A 21,845-nucleotide genomic window follows, 5' to 3' on the forward strand; every position below is an offset into this window, starting at 1 on the left:
TCTATGCCTGACCAAAAGCGGCAGGCGCACGATATCCTGCTTCAACAAATAGATCGACGCAGCCAGCAACACCACATCCTTCATCAGGAATGGAACGTTACCCACCATCGCGGGAAATCCGCCAGCCGAAGCCGCCCATCCGTCTGGCATGAACGGAATGATCGTGACAGTCAGTACGAACGTGATTACCGAACCGATCGCACCGAGAATGCCGAGTTGCCGATTCCAGAAACCGAGGAAGATCAGCGCACCGAACAGCCACTCTGCCACACCGAGAAACCAGCTGGCGCCGCGTATGCCGAATAACGGATACATCCAGGAGATCAACGGGCCGTTGCTGATGAAAGGAATCAGAATCTGCGCCTCGTATTCGAACCATTTCTGGTAACCGAAAAAGAAAAACATGATGACCATGGAAGCGCGGATCACGTGATAGTCGAGATCCTTCTTGAGCAGGCCTGACCGGCCCAGCGTATTGACGATGAAATTCATTGTTCTCTTTGAAAGTGGTTTTGCGTGTGCGTATATGTGTTGCGATGAATGACCTGACATCGCGATCGGGCGACGAAGCGAACGCGCCTGCAGACAGGCGACGTTCGCCGTCAGTCCATCAACGTGGTGTGACCGGGAAATCGACGGTCGTGTCGTTGATGCGGTTGAACACGTTGGTGAAAATAACCAGCGAAATGGCAAAACTGATTTCAACCAGTTGGCGATCGGTGTAACCCGCTTCCTTGATGGCGGCGAATTCCTCGGCCGGGATCGTGCCGCTGGTCTGGATCAGCGTACGCACCAGACGGATCAGTGCATCGCGCTTGGCATCGCCCGTCGATTCACCGCGACGGATCTTGCCGATCACGTCCTGCGGCAGTCCGACCATTTTGCCGATGACGGTGTGCGCGGCTTCGCAGTAATCGCAACCGGTCAATACGCTGACGAGCAGCTTGATGGTTTCCTGGTCTTTCTTGTCGAGCGTGCCGGAGGCCAGTACGCCTTCGGCAGCAAGCACCGCTTTCAGTGCTTCCGGACCGTGCGCGCCGACGGCGACGAAGAGATTCGGCACGCTACCGATGGATTTGCGGATCTGTGCGTAGACTTCTGCGGTGGCGCCAGTTGCGGTTTCGATTGCTGGGGTGTTGATGCGGTCCATGTTGTTTCTCCTTCAAGGTTGTGTTGTGGAGTCATCACTTTATGCGTCCGCAATGAGTTTTATAAGAGTTAAAACACTCAATAAAATATCAATTCGTCTCACAACTATGCAAAAAGGGAAAAACGTATGTCGCCACCCATCGATTGGCTCAGCCGGCTGCTGGACATGGTGCCGGTCAGCGGTCATCTGGAAATTCACTGCTTTTACGGCGCGCCATGGCGCATCGGCTACGAGCCGTCGCCGCCGGGGGAATTGCCGTATCACGTGATCGTCGCCGGCAACGCGACGCTGGAAGTGCCGGGTGAACCGACTCGCCAATTGCAGGCCGGCGACATCCTGATCCTGCCGCATGGATCGCCACATGCGTTGCACGACGGCAGCGATGTCATGCCCGGCCCGGCGACCAAGCGTCCCGGACTTAATTTGACGATCACCGAAAACAATGGCGGCGGTGAGAAGCTCGACATGCTGTGCGGCCGTTTCATCGTCGAACGACCGCACGATAAACTGTTGCGCGAATATCTGCCGCCGCTGCTGGTGGTACGCGCCGCCGCCGATGATTCTGCCTCGACGACCGCAACACAACTTGCAGGACTGGTGACGTTGATGCGCACCGAAGCGGATCATGAAAGCATCGGCGGTCACGCGATGCTGAATGCATTGTCGGCGGCAATGTTTGCACTGGCGTTGCGGCTTGCCGGCGAATCGGGCGACGCGCCGTCAGGGTTGCTGTCACTGGCCGGCAACCCGCGACTCGCACCGGCCTTGTCGGCGTTGTTCCACGAACCGGCTCGACCATGGACGCTGCCCGACCTCGCCGAGTTGTGCAACATGTCTCGCGCGACGTTTGCCCGTCATTTCCAGGACAGCATGGGGCGCTCGGCCAGCGATCTGTTGACCGACATCCGCATGACGCTGGCCGCCAACGCGTTGAAGGCGCCTGGCTCATCGGTCTATGCCGTATCGGAAGCGGTCGGCTATCAGTCCGAAACCGCGTTCCAGCGCATCTTCAAGCAGCGCATGGGCATGACGCCGGCGCGCTGGCGGCGTGGCGGCCATGCGTCAATCCCGGAAGCCGACTGACAGATGCCACCGGAAAGCTCGGCAAATCTTCTACAATGGCGGGCTTGGAAACCGGCCGCATCGCGCAGCCGGCCACGACATGTCATCAGGGAAAACCCATGAGCAACAACGGCTTTGAAAAAACGAACTCGCCTGCCAATGTGCTGTTCGCCAGCCTGATCGGCACCACGATCGAATTCTTCGACTTCTATATTTATGCGACGGCAGCCGTGCTGGTCTTTCCGCATCTGTTCTTTCCGTCTTCCGACCCAACGGCAGCCGTGCTGCAATCACTGGCGACATTTGCCATTGCGTTCTTCGCACGCCCGGTCGGCTCGGCGGTGTTCGGTCATTACGGCGATCGCATCGGCCGCAAGGCGACACTGGTTGCGGCATTGTTGACGATGGGGATTTCGACCGTCGCCATCGGTCTGTTGCCGACATACGCATCGATTGGCGCAATGGCGCCGTTGCTGCTGGCGTTATGCCGTTTCGGCCAGGGGCTGGGTCTGGGCGGTGAATGGGGCGGAGCGGTGCTGCTGGCAACCGAGAATGCACCGCCGGGCAAGATCGCGTGGTACGGCTGTTTTCCGCAACTGGGCGCACCACTCGGTTTCTTTCTGTCCGGCGGCATCTTTCTGTTGCTGACCGAGTTCATGACCGACGAGCAATTCTTCAGCTATGGCTGGCGCATTCCGTTTCTCGCCAGTGCAGTGCTGGTCCTTGTCGGCCTGTATGTCCGTTTGAAAATCACCGAAACGCCGGCCTTCCAGAAAGTGCTGGATCACGGCGAACGCGTGAAGGTGCCACTCGCCACTGTCTTCACCAAACACGGTCGCATGCTGGTACTCGGCACCGTGATCGCGCTGGCAACCTTCGTGCTGTTCTATCTGATGACGGTATTCGCCTTGAGCTGGGGCACGACGGCGCTCGGTTACTCGCGCAAGGATTTCCTGATCCTGCAATTGTTCTCTGTCGTGTTCTTTGCGATCACGATTCCGGCATCGGCCTTGCTGGCCGACCGTTACGGTCGCCGCATCACGATGATCATCGTGTCGATCGCCATCGTGCTGTTCGGCCTGCTGATGGCGCCACTGTTCATCTCCGACAGCCTGATCGGCGTGACCTTCTTCCTGTCGCTCGGCCTCGCGCTGATGGGGATGACATACGGACCGCTCGGCACGATGCTGTCCGAACTGTTTCCACCGGAGATCCGCTACACCGGTGTCTCGCTCACGTTCAACCTCGGCGGCATCTTCGGCGCATCGCTGGCACCGTATGCAGCGACATGGCTGGCGACGCATTACGGCTTGCAGTACGTCGGCTACTACCTCGGCATTTCCGCCCTGCTGACACTGGTCGCGCTGATACTCGTCGGCAAGGCGCGTCACGCATAAGTCTTCCATCTTTTGCGGAGGCTGCCGCACGACAAGCTGCGCGCCGCCGCGAACTAAGGCAGCCTTGCTCGCTTCAACAGATATTTTCTTCGTCGCGCGCCATGCGAGTGTGCCGTGCAGGCTACAGCTCCCGGCCTACCAACCGATCGATCGACCACTTGCCGCCGCCGTGGATGGAAATCGTCAGCGCGACGAAAGCCAGGATCAGCGGATACTCGAAACCGCGGTCGATCCACGGATAAGTCGGTCCAAGGGCGATGCAGATAACCGCCATCTGGATCGTCAGCATGGACGCAAATATCCGCGTCGCAAGACCGCCCGCCACGGCAAGGCCGCCGAACATTTCAAGCAATGCAACGAACATCGCAAGCTGAGGCGCAAACGGCAGGTGCAGTACGTTGGTGATGAGGTTGATCGATCCCGCCATCGGATCCGCCATCGAACCATGTGCGGAGCCGGTCAGCTTCGGCAATCCATGGGTGGCGATGGTCAGGCCGAAGGCAATGCGAAGAAGGGAAAGCGTCAGCGGTCTGCTCCACGCATATAACGGTGCGAGAGCCGGGAAAATATGTGCAGTTTTGTTTGACATCGGGACTCCGGTATTTTTTTCATGGAGAGGCGTCGCCTGCGCAATTGCAGACTGCGACCACGGATGAAGGGCGTGAAGATTGCCGTTGCCGCCTCACCATGCTCAGGATTTTCTTTCGGTCGGAAACGCGAACAAGGCCAGGCTCGATCAGATGATGCCGCCGTTGACGCGAATCGTCTGGCCGTTGATCCATGCACCGTCAGGGCCGACCAGCATTGCGACGACGGACGCGATTTCGTCCGGACGGCCGAGACGTTCGAGCGGCGGCTGTTTGGAAAGACGATCGATCACGTCCTGCGGATTGGCAAGGAACAGGTCCGTTGCCGTCGGTCCTGGCGCAATGCTGTTGACGGTGATGTTGCGTCCGCGCATTTCCTTGGTCATGACATGCGTGATCGCTTCGACGCCGGCCTTGGTCGCGGCATAGACCGCATAGCCCGGGTGATACAGGCCGACCACGCTGGAAGACAGATTGATGACGTGGCCGCCGCTGCGCAAACGACGTGCGGCTTCGCGCAAGGTGTTGAACGTGCCCTTGAGATTGATCGCGATCTGGCTGTCGAACAGTGCATCGTCGCTTTCGGCCAGCGGCGCGACTTTCATGATGCCCGCGTTATTGACCAGCACATCGACGCCACCGTAGGCCGCTTCGGCGGCATCGAACATGCGCGCTACGGCTGCGGCATCGCTGACGTCGGCCTGTGCCGCAATCGCACGACCGCCTGCCTGTTCGATCTGCTGGACGACAGCTTCGGCCGCCTCGGCACGACCTGCGTAATTGACGATGACGGTGAAGCCGTCACGCGCCAGACGCTGAGCGATGGCGGCGCCGATGCCACGCGACGCGCCGGTCACGATCGCGACCTTGTTTGCCTGATTGTTTGCTTGAATGTTTGTTGCGCTTTTTTCCGTATCTATTGCTGCTTTCATTTTCATTCTCCTGGTGGTGTCGCCGAAACCGGCGTCGTGACCAAACTATGGCAGCCCGAAGAAGAAAGATAATCGGGGTAAAATTGCCTTCACTATTCCATATAAACGAACAATAGGAAGAAAATGGACCGACTGGACGCCATGCGGCTGTTTTCCCGGATCGTCGAACGCCGCAGCTTTACGCTCGCCGCCAACGACACCGGCGTGCCGCGCTCGACCGTCACGCAAGTGATCCGTCAGTTGGAAGACCGGCTCGGCGTGCGCCTGCTGCAGCGGACCACGCGCACCGTGAAGCCGACACTGGACGGTGAAGCGTACTACCGCCGCTGCATCGCCATCCTGGACGACGTCGAAGATGCGGAAGGCGCGTTCAGCGGTGCCACGCCGCGCGGCATGTTGCGTGTGGAAGTACAAGGCACGCTGGCTCGGCATTTCCTGCTGCCGGCCCTGCCCGATTTTTTTGCGAAGTATCCGGAGATCGAACTGACCATGAGCGAAAGCGATCGCTGGGTCGATCTGGTGCAGGAAGGAATGGATTGCGCACTGCGCTACGGCAAGCTGCCGGACAGCGATCTGATTGCGCGTCAGGTGGCGATACTGGAACGTGTGACCTGTGCAACGCCCGAGTATTTCAAACGATTCGGCATGCCGAAAGATCTTGACGACTTACGCAAACAAGAAGGTCATCGTGTGGTCGGCATCCGCTCGATCACTACCGGCAACGTCACACCGCTGGAATTCACCGGCGGCGGCGTGATGGAAAGCGTTTTGCTGCCGAGCCTTTTTTCCGTCACCGGACCGGAAAGCTATCTGGCCGGCATCCGTCTCGGTCTGGGATTGGCGCAAGTGCCGAAATTTCATATCGAAAACGAACTGAAACATGGCACGCTGATCACCGTTCTCAAGGACCGGCCGCCGCCATCCGCACCGGTCTCGCTGGTCTATCCGCGCAACCGGCAGCTCTCGCCGCGCGTGCGCGTCTTCCTCGATTGGGCGACGCAGGAATTCGCTCGAAGGAATTCACCTGCGACGACCTGATATCGAATATGGTCATGCACAATCTCTCCGTGAAAACGCTTCTGAAAAAATCATGACGACAGTCGATCAGCATCGCGACAATCGCTCAGGTCAGGATCCGAAACTGCTGCGCCGCCTGTTGCGCGCAAAGGACAGGATGGATGCCGCATCGCACGAGGCCTGGCCGGTCGCGCGTTTGGCGAAAGTAAGCGGCGTGTCGGCGGACCACTTTGCGCATGCATTCAAGCAGGCCTTCGGCATTCCGCCGCATCGCTACCTGCTGACGCGACGCATCGAACGCGCCACCGCATTGTTGCGGGACACCGAACTATCCATCACCGACATCGCCTTCCAGACCGGCTGGGAAAGCCTGGGAACATTCGGACGCACGTTTCGCGACATCACTGGCGAAAGTCCGAGCGTGAACCGGGCGCGCACAAGAGTGGCCATGGCAGGACTTGCGCACGTGCCGGGTTGCATCGTCGCCGCTGTGCTTCGTCCAGGCCTGACAATCGCAGTTTCGGAGAAGCGACGCCGCGCCACGACCGGTATAAAGGACTCCTCTTCAGACAAGGAGGTTTCATGAGTCAGGGTATTCAGGTAGCAGGACTGTACGTGCACGATCAGGAAGAAGCGCTCGGCTTCTATGTCGACAAGCTCGGTTTTCACGTTCATACCGATGTCAGGAACGGCGACTATCGCTGGCTCACTGTGCAGCATCCGGAACAGCCATCGTTTCAGCTCGGCCTGTCCCTGCCGGGACCGCCGGTGCTGGATGCAGCCACCGCACAAGCCGTGCGCGAAATCGTCGCCAAGGGAGCGATGCCGCCGCTGGTGTTGTCGGTAGATGACTGCCGCGCCGCTTACGAACGCATGCGTGCGCTCGGTGTGGAATTTACGCAGGAACCGATCGAGCGCTATGGCACCGTCGATGCGGGTTTTCGCGACCCATCGGGCAATGGATGGAAGATGATCCAGATACGCGCGAAGTAGAAATTGTCTGAACGGGGAGTTTGCGCTCCCCGTCGTGCGCCTCAACCGTTGGCAACCAGTTCTTCGTCCGTTTCTTCACCGAGGAAACCGCCACTCTGATGTTCCCACAAGCGGGCATACAACCCGCCACGCGCCAGCAATTCGCGATGCGTGCCTTCTTCGACGATCTGCCCCTTGTCCAGCACGATCAGACGATCCATCGCAGCAATCGTCGATAGTCGGTGTGCGATCGCAACCACGGTCTTGCCGCGCATCAGGTCGTACAGGCTGGCCTGAATCGCGACTTCCGCTTCCGAATCGAGCGCGCTGGTTGCTTCATCCAGTAGAAGGATCGGCGCATCCTTCAGCATCACGCGTGCAATCGCGATGCGCTGACGCTGACCGCCGGACAATTTCACACCGCGTTCGCCGACGTGTGCGTCGTATCCGGTGCGCCCTTTTGCATCGCTCAGCGTCTGGATGAACTCGTGCGCTTCGGCGCGTTTGGCTGCATCGATCATGTCGGCGTCGGTTGCATCCGGCCGACCGTACAGGATGTTGTCGCGTACCGAGCGATGCAGCAGCGACGTATCCTGCGTCACCATGCCGACCTGTTCGCGCAGGCTGATCTGTGTGACGTGTGAAATATCCTGACCGTCGATCAGGATGCGGCCTTTTTCCAGATCGTAGAAGCGCAGCAGCAGATTGACGATGGTCGACTTGCCGGCGCCGGAACGGCCGACCAGACCGACCTTCTCGCCGGGACGTATCGTCAGATTGAAATGGTCGATGACGGAACGATTGCTGCCGTAGGCAAAACCGACTTCATCGAACTTCAATTCGCCCTTCGATACCTTCAGCGGCACGGCGTCGCCGGCATCGGTAACCGCATGCACGCGCGACAGTGTATTGATGCCGTCCTGTACCGTGCCGACCTGTTCGAACAGCGACGCCATCTCCCACATGACCCAGTGCGACATGCCGTTCAACCGCAGCGCCATGGCGGTAGCGGCGGCAACCGCACCGACGCCGATCTGGTTCTGCGTCCACAACCACAGCGCCATGCCTGCCGTACCGAGAATCAGCAACATGCTCAACGCGTGATTGACGATTTCAAACCCGCTGACCAGTCGCATCTGGCCATGCACCGCGACCATGAATTCCTTCATCGCGCTGCGCGCGTATCCGGCTTCGCGCCCTGCATGCGAAAACAGTTTGACGGTGCCGATATTGGTGTACGCATCGGTGATGCGGCCGGTCATCAGCGAACGTGCGTCCGCCTGACGGCGCGATACGTGGCTCAGACGCGGCACGAAATAACGCAGCGCAATCGCATAACATGACGCCCACACAATGAACGGCACCACCAGCCAGTGATCGAAAGTGCCGACCACGCTGACCAGCGTGACGAAATAGATGGCGACAAAAACGAGAATGTCGCCGGTGATCATGCAGACGTCGCGCACGGCCAGTGCAGTCTGCATCACCTTGGTCGCGACGCGTCCGGCAAATTCGTCCTGATAGAAACCCATGCTCTGGTTCAGCATCAGACGATGAAAATTCCAGCGCAACTGCATCGGGAAATTGCCCGCCAGCGTCTGGTGCTTGAAGAACGTCTGCAGCGCCACCAGAATCGTGCTCAACATCACGATCACCGCCAGCCAGATCAGCGTGCCACGTTCCTGTTCCCACAGTTGCGCCGGTTCGACCTTGCCGAGCCAGTCGACGACATGTCCCATCATCGCAAACAGCAATGCCTCGAATGCACCGGTCGCGGCCGTCAGCAAAGTCATTGCCAGAATGTATTTGCGTGCACCTTTGGTACACGCCCAGATGAACGCAATGAAACCGCGCGGCGGTGTGGCCGGCGATTCCTCGTCATAGGGATACAGCAGTTTTTCGAACCAGCCCAGCATGTGTTTCTCCAGAACCTTGCATTGCGCATGACGAAAAATTTGTCACGCCTCAACTTTCACTGCCATCGCACATCGCGATTATCGCGCACTCAATCAGTCCACGCCGATACGGCCAACGCACGACAGCATTTTGTACCGTGCATCAGGTCGGAAATAATCAGACGAAATAACCAGGCGAATGTTTTGCAATCGGCAACGCTTCGGCTACTCTACGGTTCTCGACAGCCACTTCCAAAGAAACCAGCCATGTATATCTTCGCCAAATTTCTGCACATTATCGGCTTCACGATCTGGATCGGCGGCATGTTCTTTGCGCATAATTGCCTGCGCCCGGTTGCCGCCACAACGCTGGAACCGCCACAACGTCTGCCGTTGCTGGCCGGCGTGATGGGCAAATTCTTTACATGGGTCTGGGTTGCGATCGTGCTGATATTCGCCAGCGGCATGCACATGATGGCAATCATGCACGCCGGTGGCGGTGCGCCTCCGCACTATGTACACGCAATGTTTGTCATCGCCGTGGTCATGCTGTTGATTTTCGGTCACATCTTCTTTGCTGCGTTCAAACGCATGAAACGTGCAATCGTTGCCGCGGACTGGCCGGCCGCCGGCGCGGCAATGGGCCAGATACGCAAACTGATCTTCGTCAATCTGATTCTGGGCAGCATCACCATCGTGATCGGCGCACTTGGACCGCTGATGTATTACCGCTGACGTATTACCGTTGATTTACTACCGTTGATGTGCCACCGTTGATTCGTGTCGCTCTGCTGCCAATGAGCGCGAGTTCTGCATTTTTTCGGGGAAGCAACGCCGCTTCCCCTATAATTCCATCACGGCAGTCTGCTGTCTCCCGATAGCGCTGCCGGTTTCAGCGGGCGAAAATCCGTCACTCATCGCCGGCAAGAAGTCGCTTCGTGCCGGTTTGCACATCAGTCCATCGTTTCGGTCGTTCGCGACCTGTGATCTGCAGCATCGCGGTCTCTGCCGCGCGGCTTCGCGATCGCGACGGCGTGTGCATTCACCTTGAAAGGAATCGACCGCCATGCATGACACTCCCCTTATTACCACCCTTGTCGGCGGCCTTGTGCTGGCCTTCATCTTCGGTGCCATCGTCAATCGCCTGCGCATGCCGCCTCTGGTCGGCTATCTGATTGCCGGCGTCGCCGTCGGGCCGTTCACCCCGGGCTTCGTCGCCGATTCGCATCTGGCGCAGGAACTGGCGGAGATCGGCGTGATCCTGCTGATGTTCGGCGTCGGCCTGCATTTCTCGTTGAAGGATCTGCTGTCGGTAAAGGCGATCGCGATTCCCGGCGCCGTCGTGCAGATCGCCATTGCGACGCTGATGGGCATGGGACTGGGATGGCTTGCCGGCTGGCCGTTCGGCGAAGGCTTCATCTTCGGGCTTGCCTTGTCAGTCGCGAGTACCGTCGTATTGCTGACCGCATTGCAGGAACGCCGTCTGGTGGAAACACCGCGCGGGCGTATCGCCGTCGGCTGGCTGATCGTGGAAGACATCGCGATGGTGCTGGCACTGGTGCTGATTCCGGCGTTGAGCGGCATCCTTGGCGGCAAGGGCGAAGCACTGTCAAATGCGGAATTACTGACCATGCTCGGCATCACGCTCGGCAAGGTGATTGCCTTTGTCGCCGTCATGCTGATCGTCGGTCGTCGCGTGATTCCATGGGTTCTGGAACGCATTGCCGCCACCGGTTCGCGCGAACTGTTCCGTCTCGGCGTGCTGGCAATTGCACTCGGCTTTGCGCTTGGCGCTGCCTATGTGTTCGGCGTGTCGTTTGCGCTGGGCGCCTTCTTCGCCGGCATGATTCTCGGCGAATCCGAACTCAGCCATCGCGCCGCCGAAGAATCGCTGCCGCTGCGGGACGCATTTGCCGTGCTGTTCTTTGTCTCGGTCGGCATGCTGTTCGATCCATCGATCATCGTGCGCGAACCGTGGCTGCTGCTGGCGACCGTGTTCATCATCGTGGTCGGCAAATCGGTCGCGGCCTTCGCCATCGTGCTGGCGTTCCGCCATCCGCTCGGCACGGCGCTGACGATTTCGGCCAGTCTCGCGCAGATCGGCGAGTTCTCCTTCATTCTCGCCACGCTCGGGATGTCGCTCGGCCTGCTCTCCACCACGGGCAGCGACTTGATTCTCGGCGGCGCGATTCTGTCGATCCTGATCAATCCGCTGCTGTTCGTCGGCCTCGATCGCCTGAAGCCGTGGCTGAAGTCGCGTGAAGCGCCCAAGGCACGCAAGGAGGAAGCGGATCCGAAAACATGGGAAGAACTGCACGACCACGTCGTGCTGATCGGTTTCGGCCGTGTCGGCCACATGGTTGCGGCAGAGCTGACGCAGCAGAACCGGCCGTTCATCGTGATCGAAGATCATCGCGACGTCGTCGACGCCTTGCTGCTGGACGGCATCCCGGCGCTGTACGGCAACGCCGCCGCACCGGGCATGATGGAAGCGGCCGACATCACCGATGCGCGCTGGTTGCTGGTCGCGATCCCGAACGCGCTCGAAGCCGGCCAGATCATCGAACACGCACGCGCACTGAACCCGAATATCGAAGTGGTCGCCCGCGCGCATTCGGACGCCGAACTGGTTCATTTCGAAAAACACGGCGCCTCGCACACCATCATGGGCGAGCACGAAATCGCCAAAGGCATGGCGAACTGGGTAATGGAATCGGCGCAAAAAACGGCGCACTGATAGCGCACTGACCGTCCTCACTCACGATCGTACGCATCACGAAAAATGCACGTCAGGTTCGCGACCGACGTGCATTTTTCTTTTTCCATGCAAACAAACGCAAACGTTTTCTTCACATGAATGAAACGTCCGGTTTGTCATAACGAATCGGCAACATGCGCTGCAATCCCGCTGGTAAAATTGATCCGACTTCATTTTCGGACGATGCCGACCATGCCCCCATCCATTCCGCAGCTGTCGCAATCCGTTCGTCAATTCTCAGGCAAACCCGCCGTCCGTCGCACCGCCATCGGCATCGTCGCCTTTTTCATCCTGATCGGACTGTTCGGCTACTTCGTGCTGCCGGGCATCATCAAATCCCAGGCCGAACAACTGATCACGGAAAAGCTGCACAGACAGACCACCATCGGCAAGGTCGATGTCAGCCCCTACGCGATGCGCTTGACCGTGCACGACCTGAAGATGATGGAACCGGACGGACAAGCCGTCTTTGCTAGCGTCGATGCGCTGACGGTCAATGTCTCTTTGCAGTCGCTGTTCCGCTTCGCACCGGTGATCGAACAATTCAAGGTGGTGACCCCGTACGTCCATCTGGTGCGCAATGACGTCGGACACTACAACATCGACGACATCATCGCGCTGATCAATAGCGAGCCGCCAAAGCCGGATGAAAAACCGGCACGTTTTTCAATCTTCAATATCGAGATCGAAAAAGGCCATGTCGAACTCGACGATCGTCTCGAACAGACGGTGCACAAGATCACCGATCTGAAACTCGGCATCCCGTTCATCTCCTCGCTGCCATCGCAGGTCGATGTCTTCGTCGAACCGCTGCTGAGCGCCAACGTCAACGGTTCGCCGCTGCTGATCAAGGGCAAGGCGCATCCGTTCGCCGATCCTCTGGAAGCAACGATCGATCTGAATCTGGACAACCTCGACCTGACGTCCTACGTAAAATATATTCCCGGCACGCCGCACTTCAAACTGCCGAGCGCACGACTCGACATGAACGTGGTTGCCAGCTTCCGCCAGAAAAAAGACGACGCACCGGCATTGCTGCTGAACGGCGACATCAAACTGAAATCGCTGCAACTCAACGACGCAAGCAACAAGTCAATCGTGAAACTGCCTGAACTGGCCGTTACGCTGAAAGACGCCAAGATCCTCGCCGACCGCATCGAGATTGCACGCGTCGCCGTCAACGGCCTTCAAGCCGACGTATCGCGCAGCGCAAGCGGCAGCTTCAACCTCGACAATCTGCTGACACCGCCGGCGGCGTCTCCGGTTGTCGCTGAAAAAATCGCCGCAAAATCGGCCAAAGCTGCGCCGGCGAAGGATGCGCAAGCCGTTACAGCAACGACACCGGCAACTCCAGCTCCGGCCGCCAAAACATCAACCGCCGCACGCAGCATTGCGCTGGCAGAACTCGACATCCGCGACGCCGCACTGCATTACACCGATGCGCAGGCCGCGCATCCAATGCAGGCCGGCGTCGAGAAATTCGACCTGAACGTTCGCAACATCGATGTCGATACCGGCAAGAAGACGGTGAACGTCGCTGAAGTGAGTTCGAACCAGGCAGGCTTCTCGCTGCAGCAAAACAAACCCTCTGCCAACGCATCGAAAGCAGCGTCAGCCAAAACTGCCGACAAGAAAAAAACGGCATCGTCCGGCGACGCCTACGTCGTCAACGTCAACAAGGTGAGCATCGCCAACTGGTCGGCCAGGCTTGAAGACCGCAGCCTGCCGCGCCCGGCCGTCACGACGATCGAACCGTTGAATCTGTCGATGCAAAACCTGTCGACGCAAGCTGCATCGCGCGGCCAGATCGATCTGAAGGCCGCCGTCAACAAGACCGGCAAGCTTGCCGTCAAGGGCGATCTCGGCATGGCGCCGCTGCACGCGAATCTGGCGCTGGATTTCGATCAGGTCGACATCATGCAGTTGCAGCCGTACTTCACCGACAAGGTAAATATTCTGCTGACACGCGCCAATATTTCCGGCAAGGGCGCGCTGCAATTCGATCAGGATAAAAGTGCAGCCGGCGGTTTCAAAGGCGGCTTCAAAGGTGATATCACGCTGGGCAATCTGTCGACGGTGGACAAGCTCAGCGCCAACGATTTCCTGCGCTGGAAGTCGCTCGCGTTCAGCGGCATGAACGTCAACTTCGCACCGTTCTCGCTGAACATCGATCAGGTTGCGATGAACGATTTCTTCGCGCGCGTGATTCTGGATGCGAACGGCCGTCTCAATCTGCGTGACGTCGTACGCAACGAAGAAGACGAGCAGAAAAGCGTGACCGATGAAGAACACAAACCGGCCGCACCGAAGCGTATTGCCGGCGCAAATACCGCGACTGCAGCCCTGCCGGAACCGGCCAAGCCGGCAACCGATATTCCACCGGTCAAGATCGGCAAGGTCGTGCTGCGTGGCGGGCAGGTGCGCTACACCGACAATTTCATCAAGCCGAATTACACCGCCAATCTGATGCGTTTCGGCGGCACGATTTCAGGCTTGTCATCGGATAAAAACAGCAATGCGAATGTCGATCTGAAGGGATTGGTCAACAGCGCACCGCTGGCTGTCGCCGGTCGCATCAATCCATTGAAAGGTGATTTGTCGCTGGATATCCGCGCCGAAGTGCGCGGCATGGAACTGGCACCACTGTCGCCGTATTCCGGACGCTACATCGGCTACGGCATCGAGAAAGGCAAGCTGACTTTCGACGTCACGTACAAGGTCGAGGATCGCGTGCTCACTGCACAGAACCGACTGGTGCTCGAACAGCTGACGCTGGGCGACAAGGTCGACAGCCCGGACGCGCCATCGCTGCCGGTGCAATTCGCGCTGTCGCTGCTGAAGGATCGCAACGGCGTGATCGACATCAATTTGCCGATCGGCGGTTCGCTCGACGATCCGCAGTTCTCGATCGGCGGCATCATCGTCAAGGTCATCGTCAATCTGATCACGAAAGCCGTCACGGCCCCGTTCACGTTGATCGGTTCGATGTTCGGCGGTGGTGAAGAACTGTCCCATGTCGGATTCGATCCCGGACGCGCGGCCATTTCCGACAAGGGCGAGGAAAAACTGAAATCGATCGCGAAAGCACTTGCCGATCGCCCTGCACTGAAACTGGAAATCACCGGCCGCACCGATCCGCAAACCGATCGCGAAGGATTGAAACGCGCATCGATCGATCGCAAGGTTCGCGCACTGAAACTGAAAGACACCGTGGCGCGTGGCGAATCTGCAGAGGCAAGAACAATTACCGTCACACCGCAGGAATATCCGGCTTTGCTGAAACGCGTTTACAAGGACGAGGATTTCAAGAAACCGCGCAACATGGTCGGTCTGCAAAAGGACGTGCCGGTGGAAGAGATGGAAAAACTGCTGACCGAGAATGCCAAGGTCAGCGACGACGATCTGGTCGTGCTCGGCAATCGCCGCGCACAAGCCGTCAAGGACTGGCTGACATCGACCGGTCAGGTACCAGCCGACCGGATTTTCATCCTCGCCGCCAAATCCGGTGGCGATGCGAAAGACGGCGCACCACCATCGCGCGTCGACTTTTCACTGAAATAGGCATCGAGCAGTATCTTGCACAACACGGAATCGCCAACGCCGACCGGGCATGAACCAGATGTGCCAGGAGAAAGCCTTGCGCACATCTTCCTCATTTTCTTGCGTCTCGGCCTGACTTCCTTCGGCGGACCGATTGCCCACCTCGGTTATTTTCGCGACGAGTTTGTGACACGCCGACGCTGGCTGTCTGAGCGCGGCTATGCCGAACTTGTCGCCTTGTGCCAATTCCTTCCCGGACCGGCCAGCAGTCAGGTCGGCATGGCATTGGGATTGTTCAAGCGTGGATATCCTGGGGCGCTGGTCGCGTGGGCTGGATTCACGCTGCCTTCGGCAATCGCGATGATCCTGATCGCTTTCGGGATTGCAGATCATGCGTCGATGTACACATCCGGCGTCCTGCATGGCCTGAAAGTCGTCGCCGTCGCCATTGTCATGCAGGCCGTCTGGGGAATGGCGCGCAATCTATGCACGGATGCGCCGCGCATTGCAATCATGCTCGTCGCAACCTGCGCTGTACTGCTCTTTCCCTCGGCGCTGACACAGATCGCCATTCTTGTTGTCTCTGCACTGTGCGGACTTTTTCTATCCAGACGCATCAACCTGGAACGGCATGAATCGTTGCCAATTTCGGTGGGACGTCGTGCCGGGTCATGGTGGCTGATCCTGTTTTTTCTGCCGCTGGTCGGCCTCCCCCTCCTGACGACACTGATCCCCAATCATGCTCTGGCCAGCTTGGCGGCGTTCTATCGTGCCGGCGCACTGGTATTCGGCGGCGGGCACGTCGTTCTGCCCTTGCTTCAAATGTCCGTGGTCACTCCGGGCTGGATCAGCAACGAAACATTTCTTGCCGGATATGCCGCCGCGCAAGCGGTACCGGGGCCATTGTTCACATTCGCGGCGTTTCTTGGCGCTTCAATGACTGCGGCTCCTTCCGGCTGGAGTGGCGGAATATTGTGCCTGCTTGCTATTTTTGCACCGTCTTTCCTGCTGATCGCCGGTGTCCTGCCGTTCTGGGAACAGGTTCGTCGCAATTCATCCGCACAGGCCGCACTGGCCGGCATCAATGCCGCCGTGGTCGGCTTGTTGTTGGCAGCGCTCTACGATCCGGTATGGACAAGCGCCATCCACCGCCCTGCAGATTTCGTGCTGGCAATGCTGGCTTTTGCTGCGTTGATGATCTGGAAACTCCCGCCATGGTTAGTGATCGCGGGAGGCAGCATCGCCGGCCTGCTGTTGAACATGATGCTGTAATCCTTCCCCTCCCTTTCTCTCGTTTGTCAAGACTGGCGCAATCGTTCGATTTGCGTATCATCTGTCGCTCGTTTCACGTTACTTGAAGATCCATGCTGCCTTCCATCGAACAACGTCTCGCCGTAGAACTCGCTGCAAAACCCAACCAAATCACCGCTGCTGTTGCCCTGCTGGATGAGGGCGCGACCGTGCCGTTCATTGCGCGTTACCGCAAGGAGGCCACCGGCGGTCTGGACGACACGCAATTGCGTCTCTTGGAAGAACGTCTGCGTTATCTGCGCGAACTGGAAGGCCGTCGCGCGGCCATCGTCGCATCGATCGAAGAACAAAAGAAGATGACGCCCGCATTGCTCGACGCGATCATGCATGCGGAAGACAAGACGCGTCTGGAAGATTTGTATCTGCCGTACAAGCAGAAGCGCCGCACCAAGGCGCAGATCGCCGTCGAAGCGGGCCTGACGCCGCTGGCCGATACGCTGCTCGCCGATCCGACGTTGAATCCGGATGAAGAAGCGGCGAAATATCTGAAAGCCGCGTTCACTGTCGAAGGCGTCGAGAATCCGGGTGTCGCCGATGCGAAAGCGGCACTCGATGGCGCGCGCCAGATTCTGATGGAACGCTTTGCCGAGGACGCGACGCTGCTGCAGGCGTTGCGCGAATACCTGAACGAGCACGGCATCGTCGAATCGAAAGTGGTGGAAGGCAAGGAAGACGCCGGCGCGAAGTTCTCCGACTATTTCGATTACTCGGAGACGTTGGGCACGATTCCATCGCACCGTGCGCTCGCGATGTTCCGCGGCCGTCGCGAAGAAATACTGAACGTCAATCTGCGTCTCGACACCGAAGAAGAAAAACCGAAATGGGATGCGCCGCACAACCCGTGCGAAGGTCGTATCGCCTCACGTTTCGGCATCAGCAATCAGGGGCGTCCGGCCGACAAGTGGCTGGCCGATACCGTACGTTGGACATGGCGCGTGAAGGTCTTCATGCATCTGGAAACGGAACTGATGACCACACTGCGCGAGAAGGCCGAGCTGGAAGCGATCAATGTCTTCGCACTGAATCTGAAATCGCTGCTGCTGGCAGCACCGGCCGGTCCGCGTGCGACGATGGGTCTCGATCCGGGCTTGCGTACCGGCGTCAAGGTCGCCGTGGTGGACGCGACCGGCAAGGTCGTCGATACCGCAACCGTGTACCCGCATCAGCCGCGCAACGACTGGGACGGCACGCTGCATACGCTGGCGCAACTGGCGGAGAAGCATAACGTCGCGCTGATCTCGATCGGCAACGGCACTGCCTCGCGCGAGACCGACAAGCTGGCGCACGATCTGATCAAGATGCGTCCCGAATTAAAGCTGACCAAGATTGTGGTGTCGGAAGCCGGAGCGTCGGTGTATTCGGCATCCGAATTCGCATCGCGCGAATTGCCGAACCTCGACGTATCGATTCGTGGCGCCGTGTCGATTGCACGCCGCTTGCAAGACCCGCTGGCGGAACTGGTGAAGATCGATCCGAAATCGATTGGCGTCGGTCAGTATCAGCACGACGTCGGTCAAACCCAGCTCGCACGTTCGCTCGATGCGGTCGTCGAGGATTGCGTGAATGCGGTCGGCGTCGACGTCAACACGGCTTCAGCACCCCTGCTTGCACGCGTGTCCGGCCTGAACAACAGCGTCGCACAAAGCATCGTCAGCTATCGCGACATGAAAGGCATGTTCACCTCGCGCGAAGCGCTACGCGCGGTGCCGCGTCTGGGCGACAAGACGTTCGAACAGGCGGCAGGATTCCTGCGTGTGATGAATGGCGACAATCCGCTCGACGCGTCCGCCGTGCATCCTGAATCGTATCCGCTGGTCGAAAAAATCCTGGCCGACATCAGCAAGGATGTCAAAAACGTTCTGGGCGACAGCAAGCTGTTGAAATCGCTGAGCCCGGCCAAATATGCGGATGACAAGTTCGGCGTGCCGACCGTGACCGATATCCTGAAAGAGCTTGAGAAACCCGGTCGCGATCCGCGTCCTGAGTTCACCACAGCGACCTTCAAGGACGGCGTGGAAGAAATCAGGGACTTGCGCCCGGACATGATTCTGGAAGGCGTGGTGACCAACGTCGCGGCATTCGGCGCGTTTGTCGACATCGGCGTGCATCAGGATGGTCTCGTCCACATCTCGGCGCTGTCGAACACCTTCGTCAAGGACCCGCACACGGTCGTCAAGGCCGGTCAGGTCGTCAAAGTGAAAGTGCTGGAAGTCGACGAAAAGCGCAAGCGCATCGCCTTGACGATGCGCCTGTCCGACAGCGCGCCAGTTGCCGGCAGCAAACCAGAACAACGCGCGGATCGGAATGACAGCCGCCGCATGACGCAGCACCAGCAGGCGCGTCAGCCGGAAGTCGGCGGCGCGATGGCAGCGGCGTTTGCAAAATTGAAATCCTGACGACGAATCCGGCAGGCAACGCCGGATTTTCCTATAATGGCGCAGTGACGCAGTTAAACAATTACCTAGTGAGGCAGCAATGAGCGACGAAGTACAAACCTGGATCAAGGAAACCGTGACGCAGCACCCAGTCGTGCTGTTCATGAAAGGCACCGCACAATTTCCGCAATGCGGCTTTTCCGGCAAGGCGATTCAGATCCTGAAGGAAAGCGGTGTGCAGGACCTGATCACGATCAACGTGCTGGAAGACGCGGAAGTGCGCCAGGGCATCAAGGACTACTCGCAGTGGCCAACTGTGCCGCAGTTGTATGTGAACGGTGAATTCATCGGCGGCTCGGACATCATGACCGAGATGTTCGAATCCGGCGAACTGCAGACCCTGCTGAAAGCCTGATGTGACCACCACCGGCGCATCGGTGTCCGCGACCCGCTCCCGGCGGATTGTCGTTGCGATCACCGGCGCGACCGGCGCGATCTACGGCGTGCGATTGCTGCAGCATCTGCAAGCGATCCCCGACGTCGAAACCCATCTCCTCCTCTCCGAAGCCGGTGTCCTGAACCTGCATCAGGAACTGGATCTGAATCGCAAAGACGTCGAAGCCCTCGCGCATGTCGTGCACAATGTGCGGGATGTCGGCGCATCGATTGCCAGCGGCTCGTTTCAATCCGACGGCATGATCGTCGCGCCCTGCTCGATGAAAACGCTGGCCGCCGTTGCGCACGGATTGTCGGACAACCTGATCTCGCGCGCCGCCGACGTTGCATTGAAAGAACGTCGCCGCCTGGTATTGATGGTGCGTGAAACGCCGTTCAATCTCGCGCACCTGCGCAACATGACTGCCGTCACCGAAATGGGCGGCATCGTCTTTCCACCTCTGCCCGGTTTCTACCACCGCCCTGCCTCGATCGAGGAAATGATCGACCAGACGCTAGGCCGCGTGCTCGACTTGTTCGATCTGCCGCATGTGCTGACGCCGCGCTGGAACGGCCTCAAAACCGCCTGATCTTCGCGTTTGCCGAATGGCAAACTTGTCGTTTCAACATTTGCGGATCGGCAAGTCTTTGAAAGAAATTTTCGGTCATCCCGACTCATTGTTTTCGACTCGCCATATACTGTGTTTTTATACAGTATATGGCGAGTGAAACATGCCTTACGACGATGAATTGAATAACGAAGTCCATCCTGTTGCTGCGCCACTAAAGGGCCGCAAAGGTCGTGGCGCCGTCACCAACATGCAGGGACGATACGAACTGCAACAGCGCGAATCTTTCGACGATGGCTGGGTGCAGGAAGATGAAGATGAAAGCAACGCCGGCGATGTTCCTTCTGCGTGGAAAACGCAGGTCATTGATGAACACGCAAAAACCATCCTGACGCGTAATACCTCTCCCGATCTTCCGTTTGGTGTATCACTGAATCCGTATCGTGGTTGCGAACACGGTTGCATCTACTGCTTCGCGCGCCCGACGCACAGCTATCTCGGATTGTCGCCCGGACTGGATTTCGAAAGCCGCATCTTTGCGAAAGTGAACGCACCTGAACTGCTGCGCCAGGAACTGGCCCATCCATCATATCAACCCGAACCGATTGCACTTGGCATCAACACCGATGCCTATCAGCCATGTGAGCGCGATTTGCGGCTGACACGTCGCATCCTCGAAGTCCTGCACGAATGCGAACATCCGGTCGGGTTGATCACAAAGTCATCATTGATCGAGCGCGATCTCGATCTGCTGGCGGACATGGCTGCAAAACGCCAGGCGACTGTCGCCATTACCATCACCACGCTCGATCCTGTGATCGCACGCACGCTGGAACCGCGTGCCGCAGCACCGGCACGCCGTCTGCGTGTCATCCGCACACTGACCGACGCCGGCATTCCGGTGGGTGTCAGCATTGCGCCGGTTATTCCTTTCGTCACAGAGCCCGACCTTGAACACATTCTTGCCGCCGTTGCCGACGCTGGTGTGATCAGCGCGAATTACATCGTGCTGCGTCTTCCTTGGGAAGTGAATCCGTTATTCCAGCAATGGTTGCAGACACATTTTCCCGATCGCGCACAACGTGTGATGAACCGCATTCGCGACATGCGTGGCGGCAAGGATTACGACGCGACGTTCGGCAAGAGAATGTCAGGCGAGGGGGTTTGGGCCGATTTGATCCGACAGCGTTTCGAAGTCGCGGTTAATCGTCTTGGTATTGGCAAGCGTGTCCATCGCTTTGCATCGCTGGATGCTTCCCGTTTTCGCAAGCCTTTGCATATCCCACCGACAATTCGAAAATCGTCTGGCCAACTTGATTTGTTTTAGTGAGGTGATGCGGCTAATAACGACGCCGCGCAACTCATAGTTAGATGCGTCCTGGAAATACAAACTTCGATGGAATTCCTTACGGCAGATCGCGCTGCATTCTTACAGAACGTTTGCCTTGGCCGATGTCGAATAAACACGCATGCTGCGTAACCATACAATTACCAGGAGACAGAATATGAAACCATCCAGAGCAATCATCCTTTCCTCGGCCTTGCTGTTTTCTGTTGGGGCATTTGCGCAAAGCACCCATAGCGACCCAGGTCCCAACATGCAGAAAACACCTGATGGCGTAACGCCAACACCCGATGCCACCTCCACACCAACGCCTTCCAAATCTCGTAGCGAAAAGCACATGGATCGGCAGGATAAAAAAAATGCGCCAGCATTCAAAGGATAAGTCACGGAGTAGCACGGATTCCACCGCACCGAATATGCAAACCACGCCTGATGGTGTAACCCGACGCCGGACGGTCGGTGCAACAACCTAGCCGCAGTCGCTAATCCAAAATAAAAGG

At 58.4% G+C, this 21,845-nt stretch carries 19 protein-coding genes; 14 read left to right on the plus strand and 5 right to left on the minus strand.

The features are described 5' to 3' along the window. Both VN114_RS04395 and VN114_RS04400 read right to left on the minus strand, forming a co-directional pair. Positions 1 to 492: YkgB family protein (locus VN114_RS04395; RefSeq protein ID WP_325512380.1), on the minus strand; the 492-nt coding region annotated here is incomplete at its 3' end. Positions 493 to 610: 118 nt separating this feature from the next. Continuing rightward, positions 611 to 1,150 (minus strand): carboxymuconolactone decarboxylase family protein, encoded by a 540-nt coding sequence (locus VN114_RS04400; RefSeq protein ID WP_325512382.1) that lies wholly within the window; start codon positions 1,148 to 1,150, stop codon positions 611 to 613. Positions 1,151 to 1,276: 126 nt separating this feature from the next. Here VN114_RS04400 and VN114_RS04405 point away from each other — a divergent pair, with 126 nt between their 5' ends. Both VN114_RS04405 and VN114_RS04410 read left to right on the plus strand, forming a co-directional pair. Beyond that, entirely contained in the window at positions 1,277 to 2,233 is a 957-nt protein-coding gene (locus tag VN114_RS04405; protein WP_325512384.1) for an AraC family transcriptional regulator, read from the plus strand. A 98-nt stretch (positions 2,234 to 2,331) separates the two neighbouring features. After that, positions 2,332 to 3,609, plus strand: coding sequence for an MFS transporter (locus VN114_RS04410; protein ID WP_325512386.1), 1,278 nt, complete (start codon positions 2,332 to 2,334; stop codon positions 3,607 to 3,609). A gap of 121 nt (positions 3,610 to 3,730) precedes the next feature. On the opposite strand, the gene VN114_RS04415 is transcribed toward VN114_RS04410, so the two are convergent. Then, entirely contained in the window at positions 3,731 to 4,198 is a 468-nt protein-coding gene (locus VN114_RS04415; protein ID WP_325512388.1) for a DoxX family protein, read from the minus strand. A 147-nt stretch (positions 4,199 to 4,345) separates the two neighbouring features. Further along, positions 4,346 to 5,128, minus strand: coding sequence for an SDR family oxidoreductase (locus VN114_RS04420; protein WP_325512390.1), 783 nt, complete (start codon positions 5,126 to 5,128; stop codon positions 4,346 to 4,348). 123 nt (positions 5,129 to 5,251) lie between these two features. Between VN114_RS04420 and VN114_RS04425 the strand changes: the two genes are divergently transcribed. From VN114_RS04425 to VN114_RS04435, 3 genes are read left to right on the plus strand one after another with little or no spacing between them, the layout of a single operon-like run. Next, complete coding sequence (locus VN114_RS04425; RefSeq protein ID WP_325512392.1) at positions 5,252 to 6,166, plus strand: LysR family transcriptional regulator; 915 nt, start codon at positions 5,252 to 5,254, stop codon at positions 6,164 to 6,166. A gap of 52 nt (positions 6,167 to 6,218) precedes the next feature. Then, positions 6,219 to 6,731, plus strand: coding sequence for an AraC family transcriptional regulator (locus VN114_RS04430; protein WP_325512394.1), 513 nt, complete (start codon positions 6,219 to 6,221; stop codon positions 6,729 to 6,731). Then, positions 6,728 to 7,138, plus strand: coding sequence for a VOC family protein (locus tag VN114_RS04435; protein WP_325512396.1), 411 nt, complete (start codon positions 6,728 to 6,730; stop codon positions 7,136 to 7,138). The genes VN114_RS04430 and VN114_RS04435 overlap by 4 nt, the downstream gene beginning before the upstream one ends. 41 nt (positions 7,139 to 7,179) lie before the next feature. Here VN114_RS04435 and VN114_RS04440 read toward each other — a convergent pair whose 3' ends face one another. Then, the gene (locus VN114_RS04440) at positions 7,180 to 9,033 is read right to left on the minus strand and encodes an ABC transporter ATP-binding protein (protein ID WP_325512398.1); all 1,854 of its coding nucleotides are present in this window, start codon (positions 9,031 to 9,033) and stop codon (positions 7,180 to 7,182) included. A gap of 246 nt (positions 9,034 to 9,279) precedes the next feature. Here VN114_RS04440 and VN114_RS04445 point away from each other — a divergent pair, with 246 nt between their 5' ends. The 9 genes from VN114_RS04445 (at position 9,280) to VN114_RS04485 (ending at position 21,727) form a co-directional block, all read left to right on the plus strand. Further along, entirely contained in the window at positions 9,280 to 9,747 is a 468-nt protein-coding gene (locus tag VN114_RS04445) for a CopD family protein (protein WP_325512400.1), read from the plus strand. Positions 9,748 to 10,078: 331 nt separating this feature from the next. Next, positions 10,079 to 11,749, plus strand: coding sequence for a YbaL family putative K(+) efflux transporter (gene ybaL, locus VN114_RS04450; RefSeq protein WP_325512402.1), 1,671 nt, complete (start codon positions 10,079 to 10,081; stop codon positions 11,747 to 11,749). A 213-nt stretch (positions 11,750 to 11,962) separates the two neighbouring features. Continuing rightward, positions 11,963 to 15,331: a DUF748 domain-containing protein gene (locus VN114_RS04455; protein ID WP_325512404.1), complete on the plus strand. Its 3,369-nt coding sequence runs from the start codon at positions 11,963 to 11,965 to the stop codon at positions 15,329 to 15,331. A gap of 60 nt (positions 15,332 to 15,391) precedes the next feature. Continuing rightward, the gene (gene chrA / locus VN114_RS04460) at positions 15,392 to 16,582 is read left to right on the plus strand and encodes a chromate efflux transporter (protein ID WP_325512415.1); all 1,191 of its coding nucleotides are present in this window, start codon (positions 15,392 to 15,394) and stop codon (positions 16,580 to 16,582) included. Positions 16,583 to 16,674: 92 nt separating this feature from the next. After that, positions 16,675 to 19,017, plus strand: a complete 2,343-nt coding sequence (locus tag VN114_RS04465) for a Tex family protein (protein WP_325512406.1) — start codon at positions 16,675 to 16,677, stop codon at positions 19,015 to 19,017. 79 nt (positions 19,018 to 19,096) lie between these two features. After that, positions 19,097 to 19,411: a Grx4 family monothiol glutaredoxin gene (gene grxD, locus VN114_RS04470; RefSeq protein WP_325512408.1), complete on the plus strand. Its 315-nt coding sequence runs from the start codon at positions 19,097 to 19,099 to the stop codon at positions 19,409 to 19,411. Between the two features lies 1 nt (position 19,412). Beyond that, entirely contained in the window at positions 19,413 to 20,021 is a 609-nt protein-coding gene (locus VN114_RS04475) for a UbiX family flavin prenyltransferase (RefSeq protein WP_325512410.1), read from the plus strand. Positions 20,022 to 20,163: 142 nt separating this feature from the next. Then, positions 20,164 to 21,327 (plus strand): PA0069 family radical SAM protein, encoded by a 1,164-nt coding sequence (locus VN114_RS04480; protein WP_325512412.1) that lies wholly within the window; start codon positions 20,164 to 20,166, stop codon positions 21,325 to 21,327. Positions 21,328 to 21,505: 178 nt separating this feature from the next. After that, positions 21,506 to 21,727, plus strand: a complete 222-nt coding sequence (locus VN114_RS04485; protein WP_325512413.1) for a hypothetical protein — start codon at positions 21,506 to 21,508, stop codon at positions 21,725 to 21,727. The last annotated feature ends 118 nt before the right edge of the window (positions 21,728 to 21,845 follow it).

The sequence above is a fragment of the Oxalicibacterium sp. genome (genome assembly GCF_035565035.1).
GTDB lineage: Bacteria > Pseudomonadota > Gammaproteobacteria > Burkholderiales > Burkholderiaceae_D > Oxalicibacterium.